The sequence below is a fragment of the Paenibacillus sp. 598K genome, assembly GCF_003851045.1.
In the GTDB taxonomy this organism is placed as follows: Bacteria; Bacillota; Bacilli; order Paenibacillales; family Paenibacillaceae; genus Paenibacillus_D.
The window spans coordinates 860-20440 of sequence record NZ_BFBX01000157.1 but is presented as its reverse complement, the minus strand read 5'-3'; the positions used below and the strand labels follow the sequence as shown (position 1 = coordinate 20440).

20 protein-coding genes are annotated in these 19581 nt (G+C 59.9%); all 20 read right to left on the bottom strand.

The features are described from left to right. Positions 1-154 precede the first annotated feature (154 nt). Entirely contained in the window at positions 155-1687 is a 1533-nt protein-coding gene (gene lysS, locus PA598K_RS32345) for a lysine--tRNA ligase (RefSeq protein WP_128660880.1), read from the bottom strand. Positions 1688-1791: 104 nt separating this feature from the next. Next, positions 1792-2268, bottom strand: coding sequence for a transcription elongation factor GreA (gene greA, locus PA598K_RS32340; RefSeq protein WP_128660877.1), 477 nt, complete (start codon positions 2266-2268; stop codon positions 1792-1794). Positions 2269-2553: 285 nt separating this feature from the next. Continuing rightward, positions 2554-3582, bottom strand: coding sequence for a tRNA dihydrouridine synthase DusB (dusB, locus tag PA598K_RS32335; RefSeq protein ID WP_128660876.1), 1029 nt, complete (start codon positions 3580-3582; stop codon positions 2554-2556). A gap of 7 nt (positions 3583-3589) precedes the next feature. Beyond that, positions 3590-3838, bottom strand: a complete 249-nt coding sequence (locus PA598K_RS32330) for a helix-turn-helix domain-containing protein (RefSeq protein WP_128660875.1) — start codon at positions 3836-3838, stop codon at positions 3590-3592. Next, entirely contained in the window at positions 3790-4332 is a 543-nt protein-coding gene (folK, locus tag PA598K_RS32325) for a 2-amino-4-hydroxy-6-hydroxymethyldihydropteridine diphosphokinase (protein ID WP_128660874.1), read from the bottom strand. The genes PA598K_RS32330 and folK overlap by 49 nt, the downstream gene beginning before the upstream one ends. Positions 4333-4339: 7 nt before the next feature. Further along, positions 4340-4732 (bottom strand): dihydroneopterin aldolase, encoded by a 393-nt coding sequence (gene folB, locus PA598K_RS32320; RefSeq protein WP_128660873.1) that lies wholly within the window; start codon positions 4730-4732, stop codon positions 4340-4342. Between the two features lie 85 nt (positions 4733-4817). Then, positions 4818-5672, bottom strand: a complete 855-nt coding sequence (gene folP / locus PA598K_RS32315) for a dihydropteroate synthase (RefSeq protein ID WP_128660872.1) — start codon at positions 5670-5672, stop codon at positions 4818-4820. Next, positions 5669-6544 carry an aminotransferase class IV gene (locus PA598K_RS32310; RefSeq protein ID WP_128660871.1) on the bottom strand — a complete coding sequence of 292 codons (876 nt, stop codon included), beginning with the start codon at positions 6542-6544 and terminating at the stop codon, positions 5669-5671. The genes folP and PA598K_RS32310 overlap by 4 nt, the downstream gene beginning before the upstream one ends. Then, positions 6541-7122: an aminodeoxychorismate/anthranilate synthase component II gene (pabA, locus tag PA598K_RS32305; RefSeq protein ID WP_128660870.1), complete on the bottom strand. Its 582-nt coding sequence runs from the start codon at positions 7120-7122 to the stop codon at positions 6541-6543. Before pabA ends, PA598K_RS32310 begins: the two co-directional genes overlap by 4 nt. Positions 7123-7182: 60 nt before the next feature. Beyond that, the gene (locus PA598K_RS32300; RefSeq protein ID WP_128660869.1) at positions 7183-8748 is read right to left on the bottom strand and encodes an anthranilate synthase component I family protein; all 1566 of its coding nucleotides are present in this window, start codon (positions 8746-8748) and stop codon (positions 7183-7185) included. A gap of 200 nt (positions 8749-8948) precedes the next feature. Further along, the gene (gene cysK, locus PA598K_RS32295) at positions 8949-9884 is read right to left on the bottom strand and encodes a cysteine synthase A (RefSeq protein WP_128660868.1); all 936 of its coding nucleotides are present in this window, start codon (positions 9882-9884) and stop codon (positions 8949-8951) included. Positions 9885-9993: 109 nt separating this feature from the next. Further along, positions 9994-10974, bottom strand: a complete 981-nt coding sequence (locus PA598K_RS32290) for a peptidyl-prolyl cis-trans isomerase (protein ID WP_128660867.1) — start codon at positions 10972-10974, stop codon at positions 9994-9996. 14 nt (positions 10975-10988) lie between these two features. Beyond that, on the bottom strand, positions 10989-11888 hold the full coding sequence (gene hslO / locus PA598K_RS32285) for an Hsp33 family molecular chaperone HslO (protein ID WP_128660866.1): 900 nt from the start codon (positions 11886-11888) through the stop codon (positions 10989-10991). A gap of 27 nt (positions 11889-11915) precedes the next feature. Beyond that, entirely contained in the window at positions 11916-12683 is a 768-nt protein-coding gene (locus tag PA598K_RS32280; RefSeq protein ID WP_128660865.1) for a type III pantothenate kinase, read from the bottom strand. Beyond that, positions 12684-13559: a carboxylating nicotinate-nucleotide diphosphorylase gene (gene nadC, locus PA598K_RS32275; RefSeq protein WP_128660864.1), complete on the bottom strand. Its 876-nt coding sequence runs from the start codon at positions 13557-13559 to the stop codon at positions 12684-12686. It abuts the gene before it with no gap. Continuing rightward, positions 13552-15165 carry an L-aspartate oxidase gene (gene nadB / locus PA598K_RS32270; protein ID WP_128660863.1) on the bottom strand — a complete coding sequence of 538 codons (1614 nt, stop codon included), beginning with the start codon at positions 15163-15165 and terminating at the stop codon, positions 13552-13554. The genes nadC and nadB overlap by 8 nt, the downstream gene beginning before the upstream one ends. Before the next feature lie 147 nt (positions 15166-15312). Further along, on the bottom strand, positions 15313-16251 hold the full coding sequence (gene nadA, locus PA598K_RS32265) for a quinolinate synthase NadA (protein ID WP_128660879.1): 939 nt from the start codon (positions 16249-16251) through the stop codon (positions 15313-15315). A 302-nt stretch (positions 16252-16553) separates the two neighbouring features. After that, positions 16554-18563 carry an ATP-dependent zinc metalloprotease FtsH gene (gene ftsH, locus PA598K_RS32260; RefSeq protein ID WP_128660862.1) on the bottom strand — a complete coding sequence of 670 codons (2010 nt, stop codon included), beginning with the start codon at positions 18561-18563 and terminating at the stop codon, positions 16554-16556. A gap of 115 nt (positions 18564-18678) precedes the next feature. Beyond that, positions 18679-19221 (bottom strand): hypoxanthine phosphoribosyltransferase, encoded by a 543-nt coding sequence (hpt, locus tag PA598K_RS32255; RefSeq protein WP_128660861.1) that lies wholly within the window; start codon positions 19219-19221, stop codon positions 18679-18681. Positions 19222-19278: 57 nt separating this feature from the next. Then, a partial coding sequence (tilS, locus tag PA598K_RS32250) for a tRNA lysidine(34) synthetase TilS (RefSeq protein ID WP_148092025.1) occupies positions 19279-19581 on the bottom strand: 303 nt, incomplete at its 5' end.

Here is a 19581-nt window from a genome sequence, read left to right as displayed (position 1 = left end):
CGGCAAGCAAAAGTGACGCCGCAGGGGGCGGAAAGGCGGCCTAAGATGCCCCTGAGCGGGTTTGCAAACACGCCCTAGCATAGAGAAAACAGAAAAGCTGCCCGAGAACAGGTCTCGGACAGCTCCTATAAACTTCTTAGCTTAATCGTACGCGTCAATCGTGCGAGCGATCGCGCATATGCGGGAAGAGCAGGACGTCGCGGATCGACGGCGCGTCCGTGAGCAGCATCACCAGACGGTCGATGCCGATGCCCAGGCCCCCGGTCGGCGGCATGCCATACTCGAGCGCACGGATGAAATCCTCGTCCATCTCGTGCGCCTCGTCGTTGCCATGCTCCTTCTCCACCAGCTGCGCCTCAAAGCGCTGGCGTTGGTCGATCGGATCGTTGAGCTCGGTGAAGGCATTGGCGTGCTCGCGAGCGACGATGAACAGCTCGAAGCGGTCCGTGAAGCGCGGATCGCGATCGTTTTTCTTCGCCAGCGGCGAGATCGCCACCGGGTGTCCGGTCACGAACGTCGGCTGAATGAGCGTGTGCTCGACGAACGTCTCGAAGAAGTTGTTCAAGATATGACCTTGCGTCATATGCGGATCGACCTGGACCTTATGCACTTTGGCCAGCTCATGCGCCTCCTGGTCGGTCATCTCGGCGCTGAAATCGACGCCGGTCGCTTCCTTGACCAGATCGACCATCGAGACGCGACGCCAAGGCTGACCGAGCTCGACCTGTTGGCCCTGGTAATCGATCGTCGTCGTCCCCAGTACCTCCTCAGCGATGTGTACGACCATCCGCTCGGTCAACTCCATGATGTCCTCGTAGTCGGCATACGCCTCATACAACTCGATCATCGTGAACTCCGGGTTATGTCGTGTGGAGATGCCTTCGTTGCGATAGACGCGTCCGATCTCATACACCTTCTCCAGTCCACCGACGATCAGCCGCTTCAGATGCAGCTCGATGGCGATCCGCATATACAGCTGCATGTCGAGCGCATTGTGATGGGTAATGAACGGCCGCGCCGCCGCGCCGCCTGCGATCGTATGGAGCGTTGGCGTCTCGACCTCGAGGTAACCGCGCGCATCGAGATAACGACGCATCGACTGGATGATCCGCGAGCGGGTAATGAATGTCTGCTGCACATCCGGATTCATGATCAGATCGACATAACGCTGACGATAGCGCAGCTCCACATCCTTCAGACCGTGGTACTTCTCTGGCAGCGGCAGCAGCGATTTGGTGAGGACCTCCAGCTCCAGCGCCTTCACGGTCGTCTCACCGGTCTTGGTCTTGAATACGACGCCGCGCACGCCGACCATATCGCCGATATCGAGCAGGTTGAAGGCTTTGTAGATGTTCTCCGGCAGCGCGTCCTGACGGACGTACAGCTGGATTTTGCCGCTCAGGTCCTGGATATGGGCGAAGCTTGCCTTGCCCATGACGCGCTTTTGCATGATTCGACCCGCCACACGGACCTCATGCTCCTGCGCCTCCAGCTCCTCCTTGCTTGCTTCGCCATAGGCTGCGAGGATCTCTGCCGCTTGATGCGTACGGACGAATTTTTTGCCGAACGGGTCTACACCCAGTCCGCGCAGCTCATCGAGCTTGTCCCGACGGATCTGCAGCAGCTCGCTAAGCTCCTGTTCCTGCGTTGTCGTCTGCTCTTGATTGTCTTGTGCCACTTCATTCATCTCCTTGTTCATCAACCGTCGCGCTGCACCGCTCAGACGCTTACTCATGTTTTTTGCAAAAAAAGCCTCCGTCAAGGAAGCTTTCCAGTGCAAGCGCGCAAAACTTACTTTTTAATATCCAAAATTTTATATTTGATCACGCCAGCAGGCACATTCACATCCACGATTGTGCCTTTTTCCTTGCCCAGAATCGCCCGACCTACAGGACTTTCATTGGAGATCTTGTTTTGCAGCGGGTCGGCCTCAGCCGTGCCTACGATCGTGTACTCCATCTGGTCCTTGAACTCCAGATCCTCTACGATTACTGTAGCGCCGATGCTAACCGTGTCGATGTCGACCTCGTCATTATTGATGATCCGGGCATTGCGCAGCATCTTCTCGAGGGTGATAATCCGCCCTTCGATAAACGCTTGCTCGTTTTTGGCGTCCTCGTATTCGGAGTTCTCGCTAATATCCCCATAACCGATAGCTACCTTGATCCGCTCAGCGACTTCACGACGTTTGACTGACTTGAGCGTTTCCAGTTCCTCTTCCAATTTCTTAAGCCCGTCTTGAGTAAGGATGATTTCCTTGTCGTTCATCTTACTGATTCTCCTGTCGTGTGACATATTTTCATACCGTGTATGAATTCACTGATATTTAATATATTACATTCAGAACCCGTAATGACACGAAGCCCGGCTGTCGGTTTAATCTCCCTCGCCAGACTGTCGCTCGAGGGCGCCGCCAGGCAGGGCAGAAATACTATTGGATGATTATATGGCAAGGGACCTCAAATGTCAATCAAAGCCAGCCTCAACCAATCTCCGTCCTCCGTCGCTGTCCCGCAAAGACCACTCCAGGCGCAAGCAGACATCCTCTGCCCATTAATACGTCACCTTATGATCCTGCACCGGCGAGGAGGCGACGGGCTCAACCGCCTTCTCCTCGAGCGAGTCGATGTACCCGCCCATGATCGCCACCAGCTTGTCGCGGGTCGTCTCCTCCATGATCTGATCCTTGATGCGCGCCGCGCCAGGCAGCCCCTTCAGATACCAGGCCAGATGCTTGCGCATCTCGCGGACGGCGACCGCCTCGCCGCGCAGGGCGATCAGCCGGTCCATATGGAGGATCGCGATCTTCATCTTGTCGGTCGGCGTCGGGTCCGGGGGCAGCTCGCCGCTCGTCAGATAGTGCACCGTACGATAGAGCATCCACGGATTGCCGAGCGCCCCCCGGCCGATCATCACGCCGTCGCAGCCGGTATGGTCGAGGATGCGCTGCGCGTCCTCCGGCGAGAAGATATCGCCGTTGCCGATGACCGGGATGGATACGGCTGCCTTGACGTCCTTTATAATATCCCAGTTGGCATGGCCGGTATACTGCTGCTCGCGCGTCCGTCCGTGTACGCTCACCGCTTGCCCGCCGGCACGCTCGACAGCCTGTGCATTCTCGACCGCGTAGATGTGCTCGCTGTCCCAGCCGATCCGCATCTTGACCGTGACTGGCTTGTCGACGACATCGACGACGGCCGACACCATCTCGTAGATCTTGTTCGGATCGAGCAGCCAGCGAGCGCCGGCGTCGCACTTGGTCACCTTCGGCACGGGACAGCCCATGTTGATATCGATAATATCGGCATTGGTCTGCTTGTCGACGATTCGGGCCGCTTCGACGAGCGTCGCCCGGTCGCCCCCGAAGATCTGCAGGCTGAGCGGCTTTTCCCTTTCATCAACATAGAGCATCTCCATCGTCCGTTTATTGCCGTGCAGGATCGCCTTGTCGCTGACCATCTCCGCGCAGACGAGGCCGCAGCCGAATTCCTTGGCGATCAGACGAAAGGCCGGATTGCACACGCCTGCCATCGGCGCCAGCACGACTTTGTTTTTCATCTGGATGTGTCCGATTTGCAGCATGCTCTCCTTAACTCCCTTCCTTGTCTGCCTGCGGCAGCTTGCCCGCAGGGTACGTGTCGCCGATCAGCTCCTCATAGCGGACCTCGAGCGCGGCGGCGATATGCTCGAGCAGCTTGACCTGCGGCGTGCGTGTCCCTCGCTCCAGCGAGCCCAGGACCGCTACCGAGACGCCCATCCGCTCGGCGAGCTGATGCTGGGTGTAGCCCTTTAATTTCCGGAAAGCTCGGAGCCGTCCGGCCAGTTGTTCGTATTCCATCGTGTCATGCCTTCCTTTCCCAGCTGCCGCACGGCCTCCGACACCGCGCCTCGCAGCGGCGCGGCCGCTGCGTCGTCCGCCAGTGTCTCCAGCAGGGGCACCAGGACGAAGGTCCGCTCCATCATCCGGGGATGGGGCAGGATGAGGGTATCGGTATGCATCGCCACACCTTCGTAGTAGAGCAGATCGAGATCGATCGTGCGTGGCCCCCAGCGCTCCTCGCGCACCCGACCGAGCCGAAGCTCGATCTCCAGCAGCCTCTCCAGCAGCGTGAGCGGCTGCAGCGAGGTGGCCAGAGCGGCGGTCATGTTCAAAAAAGCAGGCTGATCCGTATACCCGACCGGGTCTGTCTCGTAGATGCCGGACAGCCGCAGCACGCGGATCTCCTCCAATGCGTCAAGTGCGTCCAGCGCCTGCCGCAGCAGACGCTCCCGATCGCCCAGATTGGAGCCCAAGGCGATATATGCCGTCCGGTTCAGTTCGCGTGATCCCATCTGGCTATCAGCTCCACGAAGCCACGATCCGGCCATCGGCATCCCGCTTCCTCGACAGCTCGACGACGACCCCGTCGAAGTGGATGTCGAACGGCGGATGCGGCTTGGTCACACGCACCGTCGCTTCATTTACCATAGTATAAGTGTCCAGCACACGAGATGCAATACGACCCGCCAGCGCCTCGATCAGCTTGCTGGGCGGCCCTTCCACCACTTCCTTGACCAGCGCGTGCACCTCGGCATAGTTCACGCTAGCCCCGATGTCGTCGCTTGCCGCCGCCTCGCGCAGGTCGAGCCGCAGCTCCAGCTCCACCCGGAACCGCTGACCGAGCTTATTCTCTTCGGGGATGACGCCGTGATAGCCAAAAAACTCCATCCCTCTAAGTGTCATGCGATCCATCAAGATCACCTCTCTTGTCTAATAAGTCGTCTTACAGACTGCCTGCCTAACAACGATCTTCCGAGCGCGGTTGTCCAAGTCTCACTCACATCTGCGAAGCGTCGCTATAGACGATCCGGTCGGCCATCCGCGCGGCCTGGCTCATCTCGGCCACGTCATGGACGCGCATCAATTGGCAGCCCTGCATGATGCCCATCACCACAGTCGCGGCGGTGCCCATCACGACCTCCCCCGCAGGCCGGCCCAGCGTCTGCTGGATGAATCGCTTGCGCGAGGTGCCGAGCAGCACCGGATAGCCGAGCGCCGTCAGCTGGTCGAGCGCGCCCATCAGCGCCACATTATCCTCATACGTCTTGGCAAAGCCGATCCCCGGATCGAGCCAAATATGCGACTCCGCTACACCAGCAGTCCGCGCCAGCCGCACGCTCTCCCGCAGATCGGCGATCACATCGGGCACTAGCGCCTCATAGTCGCGCGCCAGGCGATTATGGCTCAGGATGACCGGACAACCGCTCTCGGCCGCGACCCGGGCCATCTGATCATCGCCCTTCAAGCCCCATATATCATTGATAATATGCGCGCCTGCGGTCAGCGCCTGACGCGCCGTCTCCGCCTTGTAGGTGTCGATCGACAGCGGCAGCTCCGGCAGCTCCGCGCGCAGCGCCTCGATGACCGGCACCACGCGGCGCAGCTCCTCCTCGAGCGACACTGGCTCGCTGCCCGGACGCGTCGACTCGCCGCCGATGTCGATCAGATCAGCGCCCGCCTCCACCATCCGGCGAGCCTGCTCGACGGCAGACTCCACCGCCGTATACCGCCCGCCATCCGAAAAGGAGTCCGGCGTAATATTCAGAATGCCCATGATCAGCGTCCGCCGTCCAAGCTGCAGACGGACGCCGTCCGGCCACTCGTAATCGCGATAAGCGATCGTCGTCTTCATCTTATCTCCTCCGTCTCCGCCCGATAAGCGGCGAGCAGCCGCTGCGTCCAGGCGCCGACACGCCCGCCGCCAACCTCGACCACACCGTCCGGATCGGCCAGCGACGTGACCGGCACCAGCTCCTGGATCGAGTTGGTCAGGAATACTTCATCGGCCGCGAGCAGCTCGGCCCAGGTGTACTTGCCCTCCTCTGTCGGCAGACCAAGCGTCGTCGCCAGCGCCAACACACGCGCCCGGGTGACGCCCGGCAGGATGCCGGTGTCCAGCGACGGCGTATAGAGCTGTCCCTCGCGGCAGAAGAACAGATTGCTGACGATACCCTCGGCGAGCCAGCCGTCGCGCGTCAGCATCATGCCCTCGGCCCCTGGAGCCGCGCCGCTCGCCGACAGCTCGCGCTTGGCGAGGATATTGTTCATATAATGCAGCGACTTGAGCCGCTGCTCGCCCTCCGGCGTGTTGCGCGGCAGCGCCAGCCGCCATAGCTGCTTGCCCTGCTCATAGAGCGATGGCGGCAGCTCCGGTAGCGGCTTCACGAGCAGCAGCACATGCGGCGAGTCGTAGTCGCCCGCAGGCAGGCCGAGGTCCGCCTCGCCAGCGGTTACGGTCAGCCGGACATAGCCCTCGGCCAGACCATTGGCCGCCAGTACCTCAGCGAGCCACTCCTCCACCTGCGTCGCCGTCCATCCGAACCGGATACCCAGCTCCGCGCAGCCCGCAGCCAGTCGCTCCAGATGCCGCTCCAGCAAGTAGGGCCGGCCGCCGTAGGTGCGGAACGTCTCGAACAATCCCATCCCGTACAAAAAGCCGTGATCGAACACCGAGATCACGGCCTCTCCGGCCTCGACGACCTGGCCGTCGCGGCCTACCTTCATCGCGCGGCTCCAGCGTGCATCGACAGGAAATTGCGCAGCATCGTCAAGCCATGCTCGGTAATGATCGACTCCGGATGGAACTGTACCCCCTCGATCGGGTACGTCTTGTGCCGCAAGCCCATAATCTCGCCCTGAGCCGTCTCCGCTGTAATCTCGAGACAGTCCGGCAACGTCTCCCGCTTGACGATCAGGGAGTGGTAGCGCGTGGCGACGAACGGCGACGGCAAGCCGGCGAAGATCGACTTGCCGTCGTGGTGGATCTCCGACGTCTTGCCGTGCATGAGCTGCTCGGCGCGGATGACGTCGCCGCCGAACGCCTGGCCGATCGACTGGTGGCCAAGGCAGACGCCGAAGATCGGGATCTCGCCCTTGAATCGCTCGATCAGTGATAGACTGATGCCCGCTTCATTGGGCGTGCAAGGCCCCGGCGAGATGAGGATATGGTCCGGCGCCAGCTCGCGAATGCCCTCCAGGTCGATCTCGTCATTGCGCTTGACGACGATGTCGCCGCCGAGTTCGCCCAGATACTGCACCAGATTGTACGTAAATGAATCGTAATTGTCGATGACCAGGATCATCGTCTCCACCCCTTAATTCGTATTTGTAGTGCTGCCGCTATCCTTTGACATGAATGTTGTCTAGGTAGGCGCGCCTGCCTGCTCGCGGACGAGCCGTTCGCTGTACTGGATTGCCTTCCATAGCGCCTTGGCCTTGTTGAGCGACTCGCGATACTCTCGCTCCGGGTCCGAGTCGATGACGATGCCCGCGCCTGCCTGGATATGGACCTGACCGTCCTGGACCACCATCGTCCGGATGATAATATTGAACTCCATGTCACCATTATAACCGATATACCCGAGCGAGCCCGTGTACGGCCCGCGCCGCACCGGCTCCAGCTCCTCGATGATCTCCATCGTCCGGATCTTCGGCGCGCCTGTGATCGTGCCGCCCGGGAAGGTCGCAGCGATGACGTCATACGCATCCTTGCCCTCGGCCAGCCGGCCCTCCACCTGCGACACGAGATGCATCACGTGGGAGTAACGTTCGATGACGAGCAGCTCGCTTACTCGCACCGAGCCATAGGCGGAGATCCGACCGAGATCGTTGCGCTCCAGATCGACGAGCATAATATGCTCGGCCCGCTCCTTGTCGCTAGAGAGCAGCTCCTCCGCCATCCGCAGATCCTCCGCCTCGTCCCGCCCTCGCCGCCGCGTGCCGGCGATCGGACGCGCCGACAGTCGGCCGCCGCGCGATTGCACGAGCAGCTCCGGCGACGCGCTGACGAGCTGGAAGTCCGGGCAGCGCAGCATCCCCATGTAGGGCGAGGGATTGAAGAGGCGCAGCCACTCATACAGCTCCTCCGGCGACGCTAGCACATCCCGGCTCTGACGGACCGAGAGATTGACCTGGAACACGTCGCCTGCCGCGATATACGCCTGGATGCGGCGCACGGCGTCGACGAATTGCTCGCGCGAGAATGGGGTCTGGATGCTGTCCATCGCCTCGACGTCGATCGGCGTCGGATCGCTGGCGATCAATGCCTGACGGCGCTCGCGCAGCGCCGTATCCGCCGCATCGACTGCGACGACCTGGCGCCATAGCGCCAGCATCCGCTCCGCCTGTGCAGCCGCCGCTGTATGCGCGGCGCGCAGCGCCGACGGGTCTGCCTCCGGCGCGACCTGGCTATGGACGACGCAGTATAGCTGTGCGGCCTCATGATCGATGATCCATAGCTCGTCCAGTCGCAGCAGCAGATAGTCGGGCAGCCCGAGATCGTCCGCCGCCTGCACCGGCAGCGTCTCGATCGAGCGGACGATGTCGTAGGACCACAGGCCGGCGCAGCCGCCGATGAAGGGCGGCGCAGCCTCTACCGCAGGCGCGACATACGGCGCCATCCAGCGACGCACGGTCTCAAGCGGCGGCCCCTCCATCATCGCAGGCTCGGCATCGCCAGCGTCCTGCACCCAGGCGGTCTGATCCTTGCCCCGGATGATCGAGCTCGGCTGCAGGCCGAGGTACGTATACCGTCCATCCTTGCCGCTCTCCAGTACGAGAGCGTAGTCGGCCGCCGCCTGCCAGGCACGGGTCCAGCTGTGCGCCCGCGTCGCACCTGGCTCCAGCGGAAGCCGGTCTATATAAGGGAGCATCGTATACTGCCCGCTCTGATGCCAGCGCTCCCACTTCGATAACGGCGTATCGTTCATCCGAGATCCTCCAACCCTGCTTGCGCTGCACACCTACCAAACGATGTCAATGTTGGCGCAGCGCGTTTTGTTGTCACTTATAGTAGCTTATATTGAGCCAAAAGAAAAGAGCCCTTCCGGCCTCAGCCGGAAGGACGCTCTGTCCGTATCAAGCAAGTGCCTGACGCTCGGTTGCCCGCACGCTGGCGCTTGTTGATGATTTAGTTCTCGAAGTTGAAGAGCGGCGTGCTCAGGTAGCGCTCGCCATTGCTCGGCACGATGGCAACCACGCGCTTGCCTTCGCCCAGCTCCTTGGCGACCTTGAGCGCTGCGAGGATCGCTGCGCCGGAGGAGATGCCGCAGAGGATGCCCTCTTCCTTGGCTGCGCGACGCGCATGCTCGAATGCCTCTTCGTTGTCGACGGTGATGACCTCGTCGTAGATCTCGCGATTCAGAATGTCAGGCACGAAGTTTGCGCCGATACCCTGGATCTTGTGCGGGCCCGGCTTGCCGCCGGAGAGGATCGGCGAAGCCGCCGGCTCGACTGCATAGACCTTGATGCCCGGGAAGTTCTCCTTCAGCACTTCGCCAGCGCCGCTGATCGTGCCGCCGGTGCCGATACCTGCGACGAAGGCGTCGAGCTTGCCGTCGAGCGAGTTGATCGCTTCGACGATTTCCGGTCCTGTCGTCTCGCGGTGGATCTTTACGTTCGCCTGGTTTTTGAACTGCTGCGGCATGAAGTAGCCCTTCTCCTGCTGGATCTCTTCGGCTTTCTTGACCGCGCCGTTCATCCCCTCAGAGCCCGGCGTGAGGACGATCTCCGCGCCGTAAGCGCGCAACAGGTTGCGCCGCTCGATGCTCATCGTCTCTGGCATGACAAGGACCGCCTTATAGCCCTTGGCCGCTGCTACGAGCGCCAGACCGATTCCGGTATTGCCGCTGGTCGGCTCGACGATAGTGTCGCCTGGCTTGATCAGCCCTTCCTGCTCTGCAACCTCGATCATGCTGATCGCGATCCGGTCCTTGACGCTGGCGCCCGGGTTCTGATACTCCAGCTTGACATAGATCTCTGCGCTGCCTTCGGGAACAAGACGGTTCAAGCGCACGAGCGGCGTGTCGCCGATCAATTCAGTTACGTTTTGTACGATTCTCGCCATAATATGAAGTGCCTCCCTATTTCCGACTAATTCAGTTGGTTTTTGCTGTCTTTATCTTAACAATGGCAACCATCAGTTGTCAATAGGAAATGCTTTAAAATGCTGCGATTTATGGCTTTAACGGAAATAACGAAGCGTCGTATTTGAGCAGGAGCTCATCCTCCACCTGAGGCAGCGGCTTCGCCACGGATAATGCCAGTTGCTTGCGAACCATCTCGCGGATCGTCCGCTGGTCCGGCTGGATGTTGACGCGCCGCTCGGCGAGGCGGATAACGGCGTAGCCGGCATCCACCTTCAGCGGACCGGCCAGATCGCCGGGCGCCAGGTCGGCTACCGCCTCGAGCACCTGCGGCTCGACGAACGGGTCGTCCATCTCGATCATCCCCATATCGCCGCCCTGATCGGCGGTAAACTCATCGATCGAGTAGTTAGCCGCCAGCGTAGCGAAGTCCGCTCCCGCAGCAGCTTCGTCGATCGCTTGCTCCGCGAGGCGGCGCGATTCGGTGACGATCCAGGACAGCCTTACCCGGGTACGCGGCTCGTACTGATCCTGATTGTCCTCGAGATACTCTTCGACCGCCCTGTCGGAGACCGGGATGTCGCGGATCGCGATCTTCTCCAGCAGGAGCTTGTACTGAAGATCGCGATGGACATCCTCCTTGGACAGCCCAAGCTGCTCCTCCATCGCAAGGTAGAAGTCCTCCTTGCTCTCATACCCGGCGGCCAGCTGCTGCAGCTCGCGCTCCAGCTCCTCGCCTGTGACCTCGAGGCCGCTCTCCTCCGACTCCATGCGGATCGCGTGGCGGACCATCATCGTGCGCAGCACGTCCTGTCCGTACTGCATCGTCAGCTGCTGATGCAGGTCAGCGAGCGTGATCGGCTCCTCGCCAACCGTGGCGATGACTGTGCCGGCGGGATACCCGCCCTCTGCCGGCGGCTCCGGGTCGCCGCTGCCTGTCTGATTGGGATCAGCGCCGGACTCGACCTTGATGCCGAGCGGCATCACTTGCGTGATGATGACGACGGTCAGCACGATCATGCAGATCGCCTGCATCGCGACCAGACCTCTTACCACTTTGGGGTTAGTCATCACTGGCCCCCGCTCTAATGCATCGGCTTCGGCTTGGCTTGATCGAGCAGCGCCAGGAGATGCGTGCGGTCAAACCTGTAGGCTTCATTGCAAAAATGGCACAGAACCTCGGCCTGACCGTCCTCCTCAATCACTTGTTGAAGCTCGGACTCGCCCATGCTGATCAAGGTTCGCTCGACTCGCTCGACGGAGCAATTGCAGGCAAATTCGACCGGCAACGTCTCATGAATCTGCAGTTCATCGCCTACAGCGAACTTCAGCATCTCCTCCAGCGACTCGCCCTGATCGAGCAACGCCGTGACCGGAGGCATCGCGTCGACCGACCGCTCCAGCCGATCCAGCTCGCTGTCAGTGAGCCCCGGCAGCACCTGGATGATGAAGCCGCCGGCATGCAGCACAGAGCCATCCGTATCGACGAGCACACCTAGTCCCACTGCGGATGGCGTCTGCTCGCTCGTAGCGAAATAATACGTAAAGTCCTCGCCCAGCTCGCCAGAGACGATCGGGATGCTGCCGCGGTAAGGGTCCTTCAGCCCCAGATCCTTAATAATATGAATGTAGCCGCTACGGCCGACAGCCCCCGCGACATCCAGCTTGCCCTTGTCATTGCTGGGCAAGTGGACATCCGGATGGTCGACATAGCCGCGCACCCGACCGGCGGCATCGGCATCGACGACGATCTGGCCGATCGGGCCTACGCCCTTGACCTGAATCGTCAGCCGCTCCTCTCCCTTGAGCATCGCGCCCATCATGGCCCCGGCTGTCGCCGTGCGACCGAGCGCAGCCGTTGCCGTCGGCAATGTGTTGTGACGGCGTCTCAGCTCGTCCACCAGCGCAGTTGTGCGAGTGGCAAAGACGCGCAGCTTGCCCCCCCATGCCGTGCCTCTCAGTATTGTATCTCCAAGCGGGTTCATCCTTGTCCCTCCTCCTATTATTTTTCTCTAATCCTTATTACGCTCGTAGATGAGACGCAGTCCCTCTAGCGTCAGCAGCGGGTCGACCTCATGGATCGCCTCCGACTCCGAGGCGATCAGATCGGCCAGTCCGCCGGTCGCGATCACTCGCGGATCGACGCCGAACTCCCTGCGGATGCGGCGGACGATCCCGTCGACCTGACCGGCATATCCATAGATGATGCCGGCTTGCATCGAGGTGACGGGATTGCGGCCGATTACGCTGCGCGGCTTGACGAGCTCGATGCGCGGCAGCTTGGCGGCGCGCTGGTACAACGCTTCCGTCGAGATGCCGATGCCCGGCACGATCGCCCCGCCGAGATAATTGCCGCCTTCGTCGATATAGTCAAAGGTCGTTGCCGTCCCGAAGTCGACGACGATGAGCGGCGAGCCGTATTTCTCAATCGCGGCAACGCTGTTGACGATCCGATCCGCACCGACCTCGCGCGGATTCTCGTACCTTATATTCAGCCCGGTCTTGATCCCCGGCCCGACGATCAGCGGCGTCTTGCCGATGTATTGACGACACAGCTGCTCGAGTGTCCGCATAAGCGGCGGTACGACCGAGGAGATGATCACACCCTCGATCTGCTGGAGGCGGATCTGTGCGTATTGGAACAGATTATAGATCGACATGCCGTATTCATCGACAGTGGCCGATCGATTCGTGCTGAGCCGCCAATGATGCAGCAGCTCCTTGCCTCGGTAGATGCCGAGCACGACATTGGTATTGCCTACATCCATGACCAGAATCACTTACTCGGCCGCTCCTTTCTTGCTTCCGAGATCCAGACTGATGTCGAGAGAGTGGAAGGAATAGGTAAGGGCGCCGACCGAGATGACATCGACGCCGGTCTCGGCGATCGCGCGCACCGTATCCAGTGACACGCCGCCTGAGGCCTCGATTATAACATGGGGCGCTTGGGCCCGAATATGCTTCACAGCATTTGCCATATCGCCGGGCGCCATATTGTCCAGCATGATAATATCGGCGCCTGCTGCGAGCGTCTCGCCGATCTGCGCCATTGACTCGGTCTCTACCTCGATCTTCATCGTATGAGGGATCCGCTTGCGCGCAGCCGATACGGCGGCGGTGATGCCGCCAGCGCCCTTGATATGATTATCCTTGATCATCACCGCGTCATACAGGCCATACCGGTGATTGGCGCCGCCGCCGACCCGGACCGCGTACTTCTCCAGCATCCGGTGGCCAGGCGTCGTCTTGCGGGTGTCGACGAGCCGGGTCGGCAGCTCGCCTACTCGATCGACGAAGCTCCGTGTCTTGGTGGCGATGCCCGAGAGCCGCTGCATCAGATTGAGCGCCAGCCGCTCCCCTGTGAGCAGGCTATGGGTGCTGCCCTCGACCTCGGCGATGACGGTGCCACGCGAGATGTGTTCGCCCTCCTGGACGAGCGCCTTGAAGGTCAACGCAGGGTCTACCACCTGGAAGACCAGCCCCGCCACCGGCAGTCCGGCGATGATGCCGTCCTCCTTGGCATGGATGACGGCTACGCTCGTACTGCCCGCCGGGATCGTCGCCTCGGTGCTGATATCCCCCGAGCCTACGTCCTCGGCGAGCCAACCTTTGATCTGGTTGACCAACGCCTCATTATATGTAGACCATTCATACATCGGCGATTCGCTCCTCTGTCATTCCGTATTCCCTATGCAACACCGTATGCTTGCGCCACAGCAGATCGTCCCGCTCAGGGAAGTCGTCGCGATAATGCGCGCCCCGACTCTCCTCGCGGGCAAGCGCCGCCTGCGTGGTCAGCATCGCACAGGTGAGCAGATTGGCAAATTCAAACTCCTCGCGCTTGGTCAGCACCGTCTGGAAGATCGACAGCTGACGCTTCAGCTCCTCCAGGCCTTTGACCAGACCTTGCGCGTCCCGCTTCAGACCGGCATACCGCACCATAATCTTCTGCAGCTTCAGCCGCTTCTCGACAACGGCCTGGATCGGCTGGATGCTGCGCAGCTCAGCCACATATTGCTCCGGCTCAAACGTCGGTCGATCCAACTGACCGATCCGCTCGACGATGCGACGGCCGAAGACGATCGCTTCGGACAGCGAATTGCTGGCCAGCCGATTGGCGCCATGGACGCCAGTCGACGAGCATTCGCCGCAGGCGAACAGCCGCTTGACGTTGGTCTCGCCGTGCAGATCCGTCTTGACGCCTCCCATCATATAATGCGCAGCCGGGGCCACCGGGATCCAGTCCGTGGTCAGATCGAGTCCATACTGCAAGCAGAATTGATAGATGTTGGGGAAGCGATGCTTCACCAGCTCCACAGACTCATGCGTAATATCGATGTAGACAAAGGTGGACTTGGTCGCCTCCATCTCGCTGACGATCGCCCGCGCGACGATATCGCGCGGCGCCAGCTCCAACTGCTCATGATACCGCTCCATGAAGCGCTCGCCCCGGATATTGCGCAATACCGCACCCTCGCCGCGCAGCGCCTCCGAGATGAGGAAGCGTGGCGCGCCGGGGTAGCAGAGCGAGGTCGGGTGGAACTGGATGAACTCGACGTCCTGGATGTTCGCTCCCGCCCGGTAAGCCATCGCGATGCCGTCGCCGGTCGCCACATCCGGATTGGTCGTATAGCGGTACAGTTGACCTGCGCCGCCGCTGCACAGCACCGTCGCTTTCCCTTTGACGATTAGGCGACTGCCATCGTCGCGCTGGACGAGCGCACCGAGGCATTCGCCGTTTTGCGTGATCAGATCGATGACGAAGCAATCGTCCCACACCTCGATATTGGGGTAATCCTTGGTCTTCTCCGACAACGCCCGCACGATCTCAAAGCCCGTCGCATCGCCATTGGCGTGCAGGATGCGACGCTGGCTATGCGCGCCTTCCTTGGTCAACGCGAACTCGCCGTTCTCCTGATCGAACCGTGTGCCCATTTTCACAAGATCCTCGACGCCTTTGGTTCCTTCATGGACCAGGATATTGACAGCGTCCGTGCTGCATAGCCCTGCGCCAGCGAGCAGCGTATCTTGGCGATGATAAGCCGGCGAGTCATCCTCAGAGATGACCGCAGCGATCCCGCCCTGCGCATAACGGGTGTTGCTGTCGAGCAGCGATTTTTTGGTAATCATCAGTACTTTATCTTGCTCGCTAGCCTTGATCGCGGTAAAAAGACCGGCGATGCCGGCCCCGATGACGATAACATCCTTGTCCACAACAGGCAGCTCGTCCAACGTAAAATCCACGAGATATCTCGATATCATCAATCGTCCTCCCAAGGTGAAACGACTACGCCGTCCTATTTAAATGAATCCCACAAAACGGGGATTGGCCTCGAATCATACTCGAATCCTTTGCAAACGACCGTTAATTGGGCCCCAAACTGCTCCCAGGCAAGAAAGCAGCGCATGCTACTTCACTTGCAGCATGCGCTCCAGGGACAAACGGGCACGATCCGCGACATGAGGCGGAACATAAATTTGCGGCTGCATCGTCTCCAGACACTTGACCAGCTTTTTCAGGTTGTTGACCTTCATATTCGGGCAGACCAGGTACTTGGTCGCAAAATGGAAGGTCTTTCCGGGGCTGTCCAGACGAAGTTGATACCCTGTGCCGTCTTCGGTGCCGACGATAAACTCCTGATGCTCCGATTCGCGGCAATATTTGATAATTGCCGTCGTGCTGCCGACAAAATCGCCCATCGCGACAACCTCCGGGCGGCACTCGGGATGGACGACAAACTGCGCGTTCGGGTACTTGGCACGCATCTCCTCAACATCCTTGACGGTCAACATGTCGTGCGTGTTGCAGTAGCCTTCCCAGATGATCATTTTTTTGTCGGTTTTCTGCTGGACATAGTGACCCAGGTTTTTGTCCGGCACCCAGATGATCTCATCGGCATCAACCGAATTGACCACCTTGACGGCGTTGGCCGAGGTGCAGCAGATATCAGTCTCCGCCTTGACGTCGGCCGAAGAGTTGATATAGGTGACGACCTTGGCATTGGGATGCTGGGCCTTCAGCTTGCGCAACCCATCGACATTGACCATATCGGCCATCGGACAGCCGGCACGCTCATCCGGGATGATGACGGTCTTGTTCGGCGCCAGGATCTTGGCGCTCTCCCCCATAAAATGGACGCCGCAAAATACGATGGTGTCCGCATCCGTCTGGGCTGCTTTCTGAGCTAGCAGGAACGAATCGCCGCGAAAGTCGGCAACCTCCTGAATCTCGTCCCGCTGGTAATAGTGAGCCAAAATAATGGCGTTCCGTTCCTTCTTCAGTTGCTCCAGTCGCTCACGAAGCTCCTGATTCTGTTGCTGCTTGCGCTCGAGAGCCAAAGCCTCCATCATGAATCCTCTCCTCTATGTCGATCGACTTGCAACCATCGCTGCGACTGTGCCCTCGGCACGCTGTTAGTGTTGGCTTAAGCCGGACGATTCATTAGTTAACCTTTAATGTACACAACCGAACAATGGCTGTCAATAAACGGACAAACATTCCTCCTGCCGTGTCGATTAGCACTGACCAGCATAGCTATCCTTAATGCTAGGAGGCGCCTTGACAGCGTCTAAAACCGCCTTTCAGGGGGGTTTGCTCAACACACAAAAAACGCTGCCCGCGAAGGCAGCGTTTGTACATAAAGATAATGTTATTTTTTGTCGGGGTCGTCGTTGCCGCCCAGCGTATCGTCCGGCGGCGTCGGGATATCCTCGCCCGGCTCGCGCTTCTGAATCCGCACCTTGACATTGCCAAGGGTGTCGACGGTCGGTTCGCCCTTCGTCTCCTCTGGCTCGGCCGGCGGCTCGGAGCCTGGCGGCAGATCCAGCGTACCGGTCTCGATCAGTCGCTTGATCTGATCGATCTCCAGCGTCTCGACCTCCAGCAGCGTCTGCGCGATCAGATGCATCTCTTTGCTCTTCTCGGTCAGCACTTGCTTGGCGCGGTCGTAGCATTGGCCGATGAACCGCTGCATCTCCTGGTCGATCTCATAGGCGATGGCGTCGGAGTAGTTCTGCTCGTGGCCGATATCGCGGCCGAGGAACACCTGTCCCTGCTGCGAGCTGCCGAACTGCATCGGTCCGAGCTTCTCGCTCATGCCGTACTCCATGATCATGCTGCGGACGATGCCGGTCGCATGCTTGAAGTCGCTGTAGGCGCCGGTGCCGATCTCGCCGATGAACAGCTCCTCGGCGACGCGTCCGCCGAGCAGGCCGGTAACCTTGTCGAGCAATTCATTTTTGGTGACGAGCATCCGGTCTTCCTTGGGCAGCATGATGACGTAGCCGCCGGCTCTGCCGCGCGGGATGATCGTCACCTTGTGCACCGTATCGGCATGCTCGAGGAAGTAGCCGAGGATCGTATGGCCCGCCTCGTGATAAGCGACGATCCGCTTCTCGCGGTCGCTGATGACGCGGCTCTTCTTCTCCGTGCCGACGATGACGCGGTCGATCGCGTCGTCGATTTCTCGCATGCCGATCTCTTTTAAGTTGCGACGAGCAGCCAAGAGCGCCGCTTCGTTGAGCAAGTTCTCCAGATCGGCGCCGGAGAAGCCCGTCGTCCGCTTGGCGATGACATCCATCTTGGTGTCCTTGCTAATCGGCTTGTTGCGGGAGTGAACCTTCAGCACTGCCTCGCGGCCCTTGACATCCGGACGGTCGACCGTGATCTGACGGTCGAAGCGTCCCGGACGAAGCAAGGCCGGGTCGAGGATATCGGCGCGGTTCGTCGCGGCAATCATGATAATGCCCTCGTTGGCGCCGAAGCCATCCATCTCGACGAGCAACTGGTTGAGCGTCTGCTCGCGCTCGTCATGCCCGCCGCCGAGTCCGGCGCCGCGCTGACGGCCGACCGCGTCGATCTCGTCGATGAATATAATACATGGGGCGTTCTTCTTGGCGTTCTCGAACAGGTCTCTGACGCGCGATGCGCCGACCCCGACGAACATTTCGACGAAGTCCGAACCCGAGATTGTGAAGAATGGCACGCCCGCTTCGCCTGCAACGGCGCGAGCAAGCAACGTCTTACCTGTACCCGGAGGACCGACGAGCAGCACCCCTTTGGGAATGCGTGCGCCTACCGCAGCGAACTTGCGCGGGTCCTTCAGGAACTCTACAACCTCTACCAGCTCTTGCTTCTCTTCATCCGCGCCGGCCACATCCTCAAAGGTGACGCGTTTCTTCTCTTCATTATACAGCTTGGCCCGGCTCTTGCCGAAGTTCATCACTTTGCCGCCGCCGCCTTGTGCCTGATTGATCAGGAAGAAGAACAGGATGAAAATAATCACAAAAGGTATGATTGAGGTAAGGAACGTCAGCCAGAAGCTCGGGGTATCCATAGGATCGAACTTGAACTCCAACCCATTTGCTTTGGCAGCGTCGGTCAATTCCTTGACCGCGTACTCTTCCACATTAATGCGGGAGTAGAACTTGTTAGACTCGACATCTTCGGCCTTAGTCTTGAATTCCCCCGTGATGTAATACGTGTAATCATCGAATTTGATGGTCAGTTTGTTGACGTTGTTGTTCTGTATCTCTTGGCTCAGCTGGTCATATCGCAGCTCGACAGCTGAATCGCCGGAATTGCTCAGAACTTGGACGATCCCCACTGTGACCAAAAAGATGAGCAAATAAAATCCCGTATTGCGGATGATCCGATTCATCCCCTACCTCCTCTCAAGACGCTTTAGATATTTTACCATAGCAGGTCTTGCCACCACAATAGAACGCAAACCGGCGGAAGAACAGGCATGGGGACTGCCCGAATAGGGGCTGCCATCAGTCCTTGGCATAGATCTCTGCGCGCAGTACGCCGATAAACGGCAGGTTGCGGTACTTCTCCGCATAATCCAGCCCGTAGCCGACGATGAACTCGTCAGGCAGCTTGAAGCCGGTATAGTCGGCCTCCAGCCCTACCGTGCGGCGAGCCGGTTTGTCGAACAACGTGACGACGTGGACGGACTTGGCATTGCGCCGCTCCAGCACGTCGATCAGATAGCTGAGCGTCAGACCGCTGTCGATGATGTCCTCGACGATCAGCACGTCGCGACCCTCGACCGGCACATCGAGATCCTTGATGATGCGCACCACGCCCGACGACTTGGTCGATTGTCCGTAGCTGGATACCGCCATGAAGTCCAGCTCGAGCGGGATATGGATATTCTTTACCAGATCGGCCATGAAGATGAATGCGCCCTTCAGGACGCAGATGACGAGCGGATTGCGCCCTTCAAAGTCGCGGCTCACTTCGTCGGCGAGTTCTTTTACACGCTGCTGGATCTGGTCGGCGTCGAACAGGATTTCTTGAATGTCATTAAGCAAAACGGGACCTCCCACTGTAAGCTATACTTATGATTATATAAGTGCCAGCATGCGCGATCAAGCGAACCGGACCCGGATGCGTACTCGCTCCCCGCTCTCCGGTCCGACCAGGGCGTGTGCGGCTCTCCGGAGTCCGGGGATCCACAGCAGCCTGCCCTCGGCGTCGCATAAGATCGGCATGGTTTCCCGCTGCGAAGGCGGGATTTTTGCATCGACGAACATATCTTGCACTTTTTTGGTCCCTTCTAGTCCCAGCACAGCCATCCGGTCGCCCGGCCGCCGATTGCGGATCATCAAGGGAAAACGAAGCTTCTGCGCGTCGAACACCGCCTCGTAGCGGCTCGTCGGCTTACCCTCGCC

Coding starts and splice junctions, on each gene's coding strand:
- cysK (WP_128660868.1), bottom strand. CDS start 9,884: ATGGCGAGAATCGTACAAAACGTAACTGAATTGATCGGCGACACGCCG.
- lysS (WP_128660880.1), bottom strand. CDS start 1,687: ATGAATGAAGTGGCACAAGACAATCAAGAGCAGACGACAACGCAGGAA.
- dusB (WP_128660876.1), bottom strand. CDS start 3,582: ATGCTGCAAATCGGACACATCCAGATGAAAAACAAAGTCGTGCTGGCG.
- nadB (WP_128660863.1), bottom strand. CDS start 15,165: ATGATATCGAGATATCTCGTGGATTTTACGTTGGACGAGCTGCCTGTT.
- PA598K_RS32300 (WP_128660869.1), bottom strand. CDS start 8,748: ATGAACGATACGCCGTTATCGAAGTGGGAGCGCTGGCATCAGAGCGGG.
- nadA (WP_128660879.1), bottom strand. CDS start 16,251: ATGGAGGCTTTGGCTCTCGAGCGCAAGCAGCAACAGAATCAGGAGCTT.
- ftsH (WP_128660862.1), bottom strand. CDS start 18,563: ATGAATCGGATCATCCGCAATACGGGATTTTATTTGCTCATCTTTTTG.
- PA598K_RS32290 (WP_128660867.1), bottom strand. CDS start 10,974: ATGACTAACCCCAAAGTGGTAAGAGGTCTGGTCGCGATGCAGGCGATC.
- folK (WP_128660874.1), bottom strand. CDS start 4,332: ATGGGATCACGCGAACTGAACCGGACGGCATATATCGCCTTGGGCTCC.
- folP (WP_128660872.1), bottom strand. CDS start 5,672: ATGAAGACGACGATCGCTTATCGCGATTACGAGTGGCCGGACGGCGTC.
- PA598K_RS32310 (WP_128660871.1), bottom strand. CDS start 6,544: ATGAAGGTAGGCCGCGACGGCCAGGTCGTCGAGGCCGGAGAGGCCGTG.
- greA (WP_128660877.1), bottom strand. CDS start 2,268: ATGAACGACAAGGAAATCATCCTTACTCAAGACGGGCTTAAGAAATTG.
- PA598K_RS32330 (WP_128660875.1), bottom strand. CDS start 3,838: ATGGAATACGAACAACTGGCCGGACGGCTCCGAGCTTTCCGGAAATTA.
- hslO (WP_128660866.1), bottom strand. CDS start 11,888: ATGAACCCGCTTGGAGATACAATACTGAGAGGCACGGCATGGGGGGGC.
- folB (WP_128660873.1), bottom strand. CDS start 4,732: ATGGATCGCATGACACTTAGAGGGATGGAGTTTTTTGGCTATCACGGC.
- pabA (WP_128660870.1), bottom strand. CDS start 7,122: ATGATCCTGGTCATCGACAATTACGATTCATTTACGTACAATCTGGTG.
- nadC (WP_128660864.1), bottom strand. CDS start 13,559: ATGTATGAATGGTCTACATATAATGAGGCGTTGGTCAACCAGATCAAA.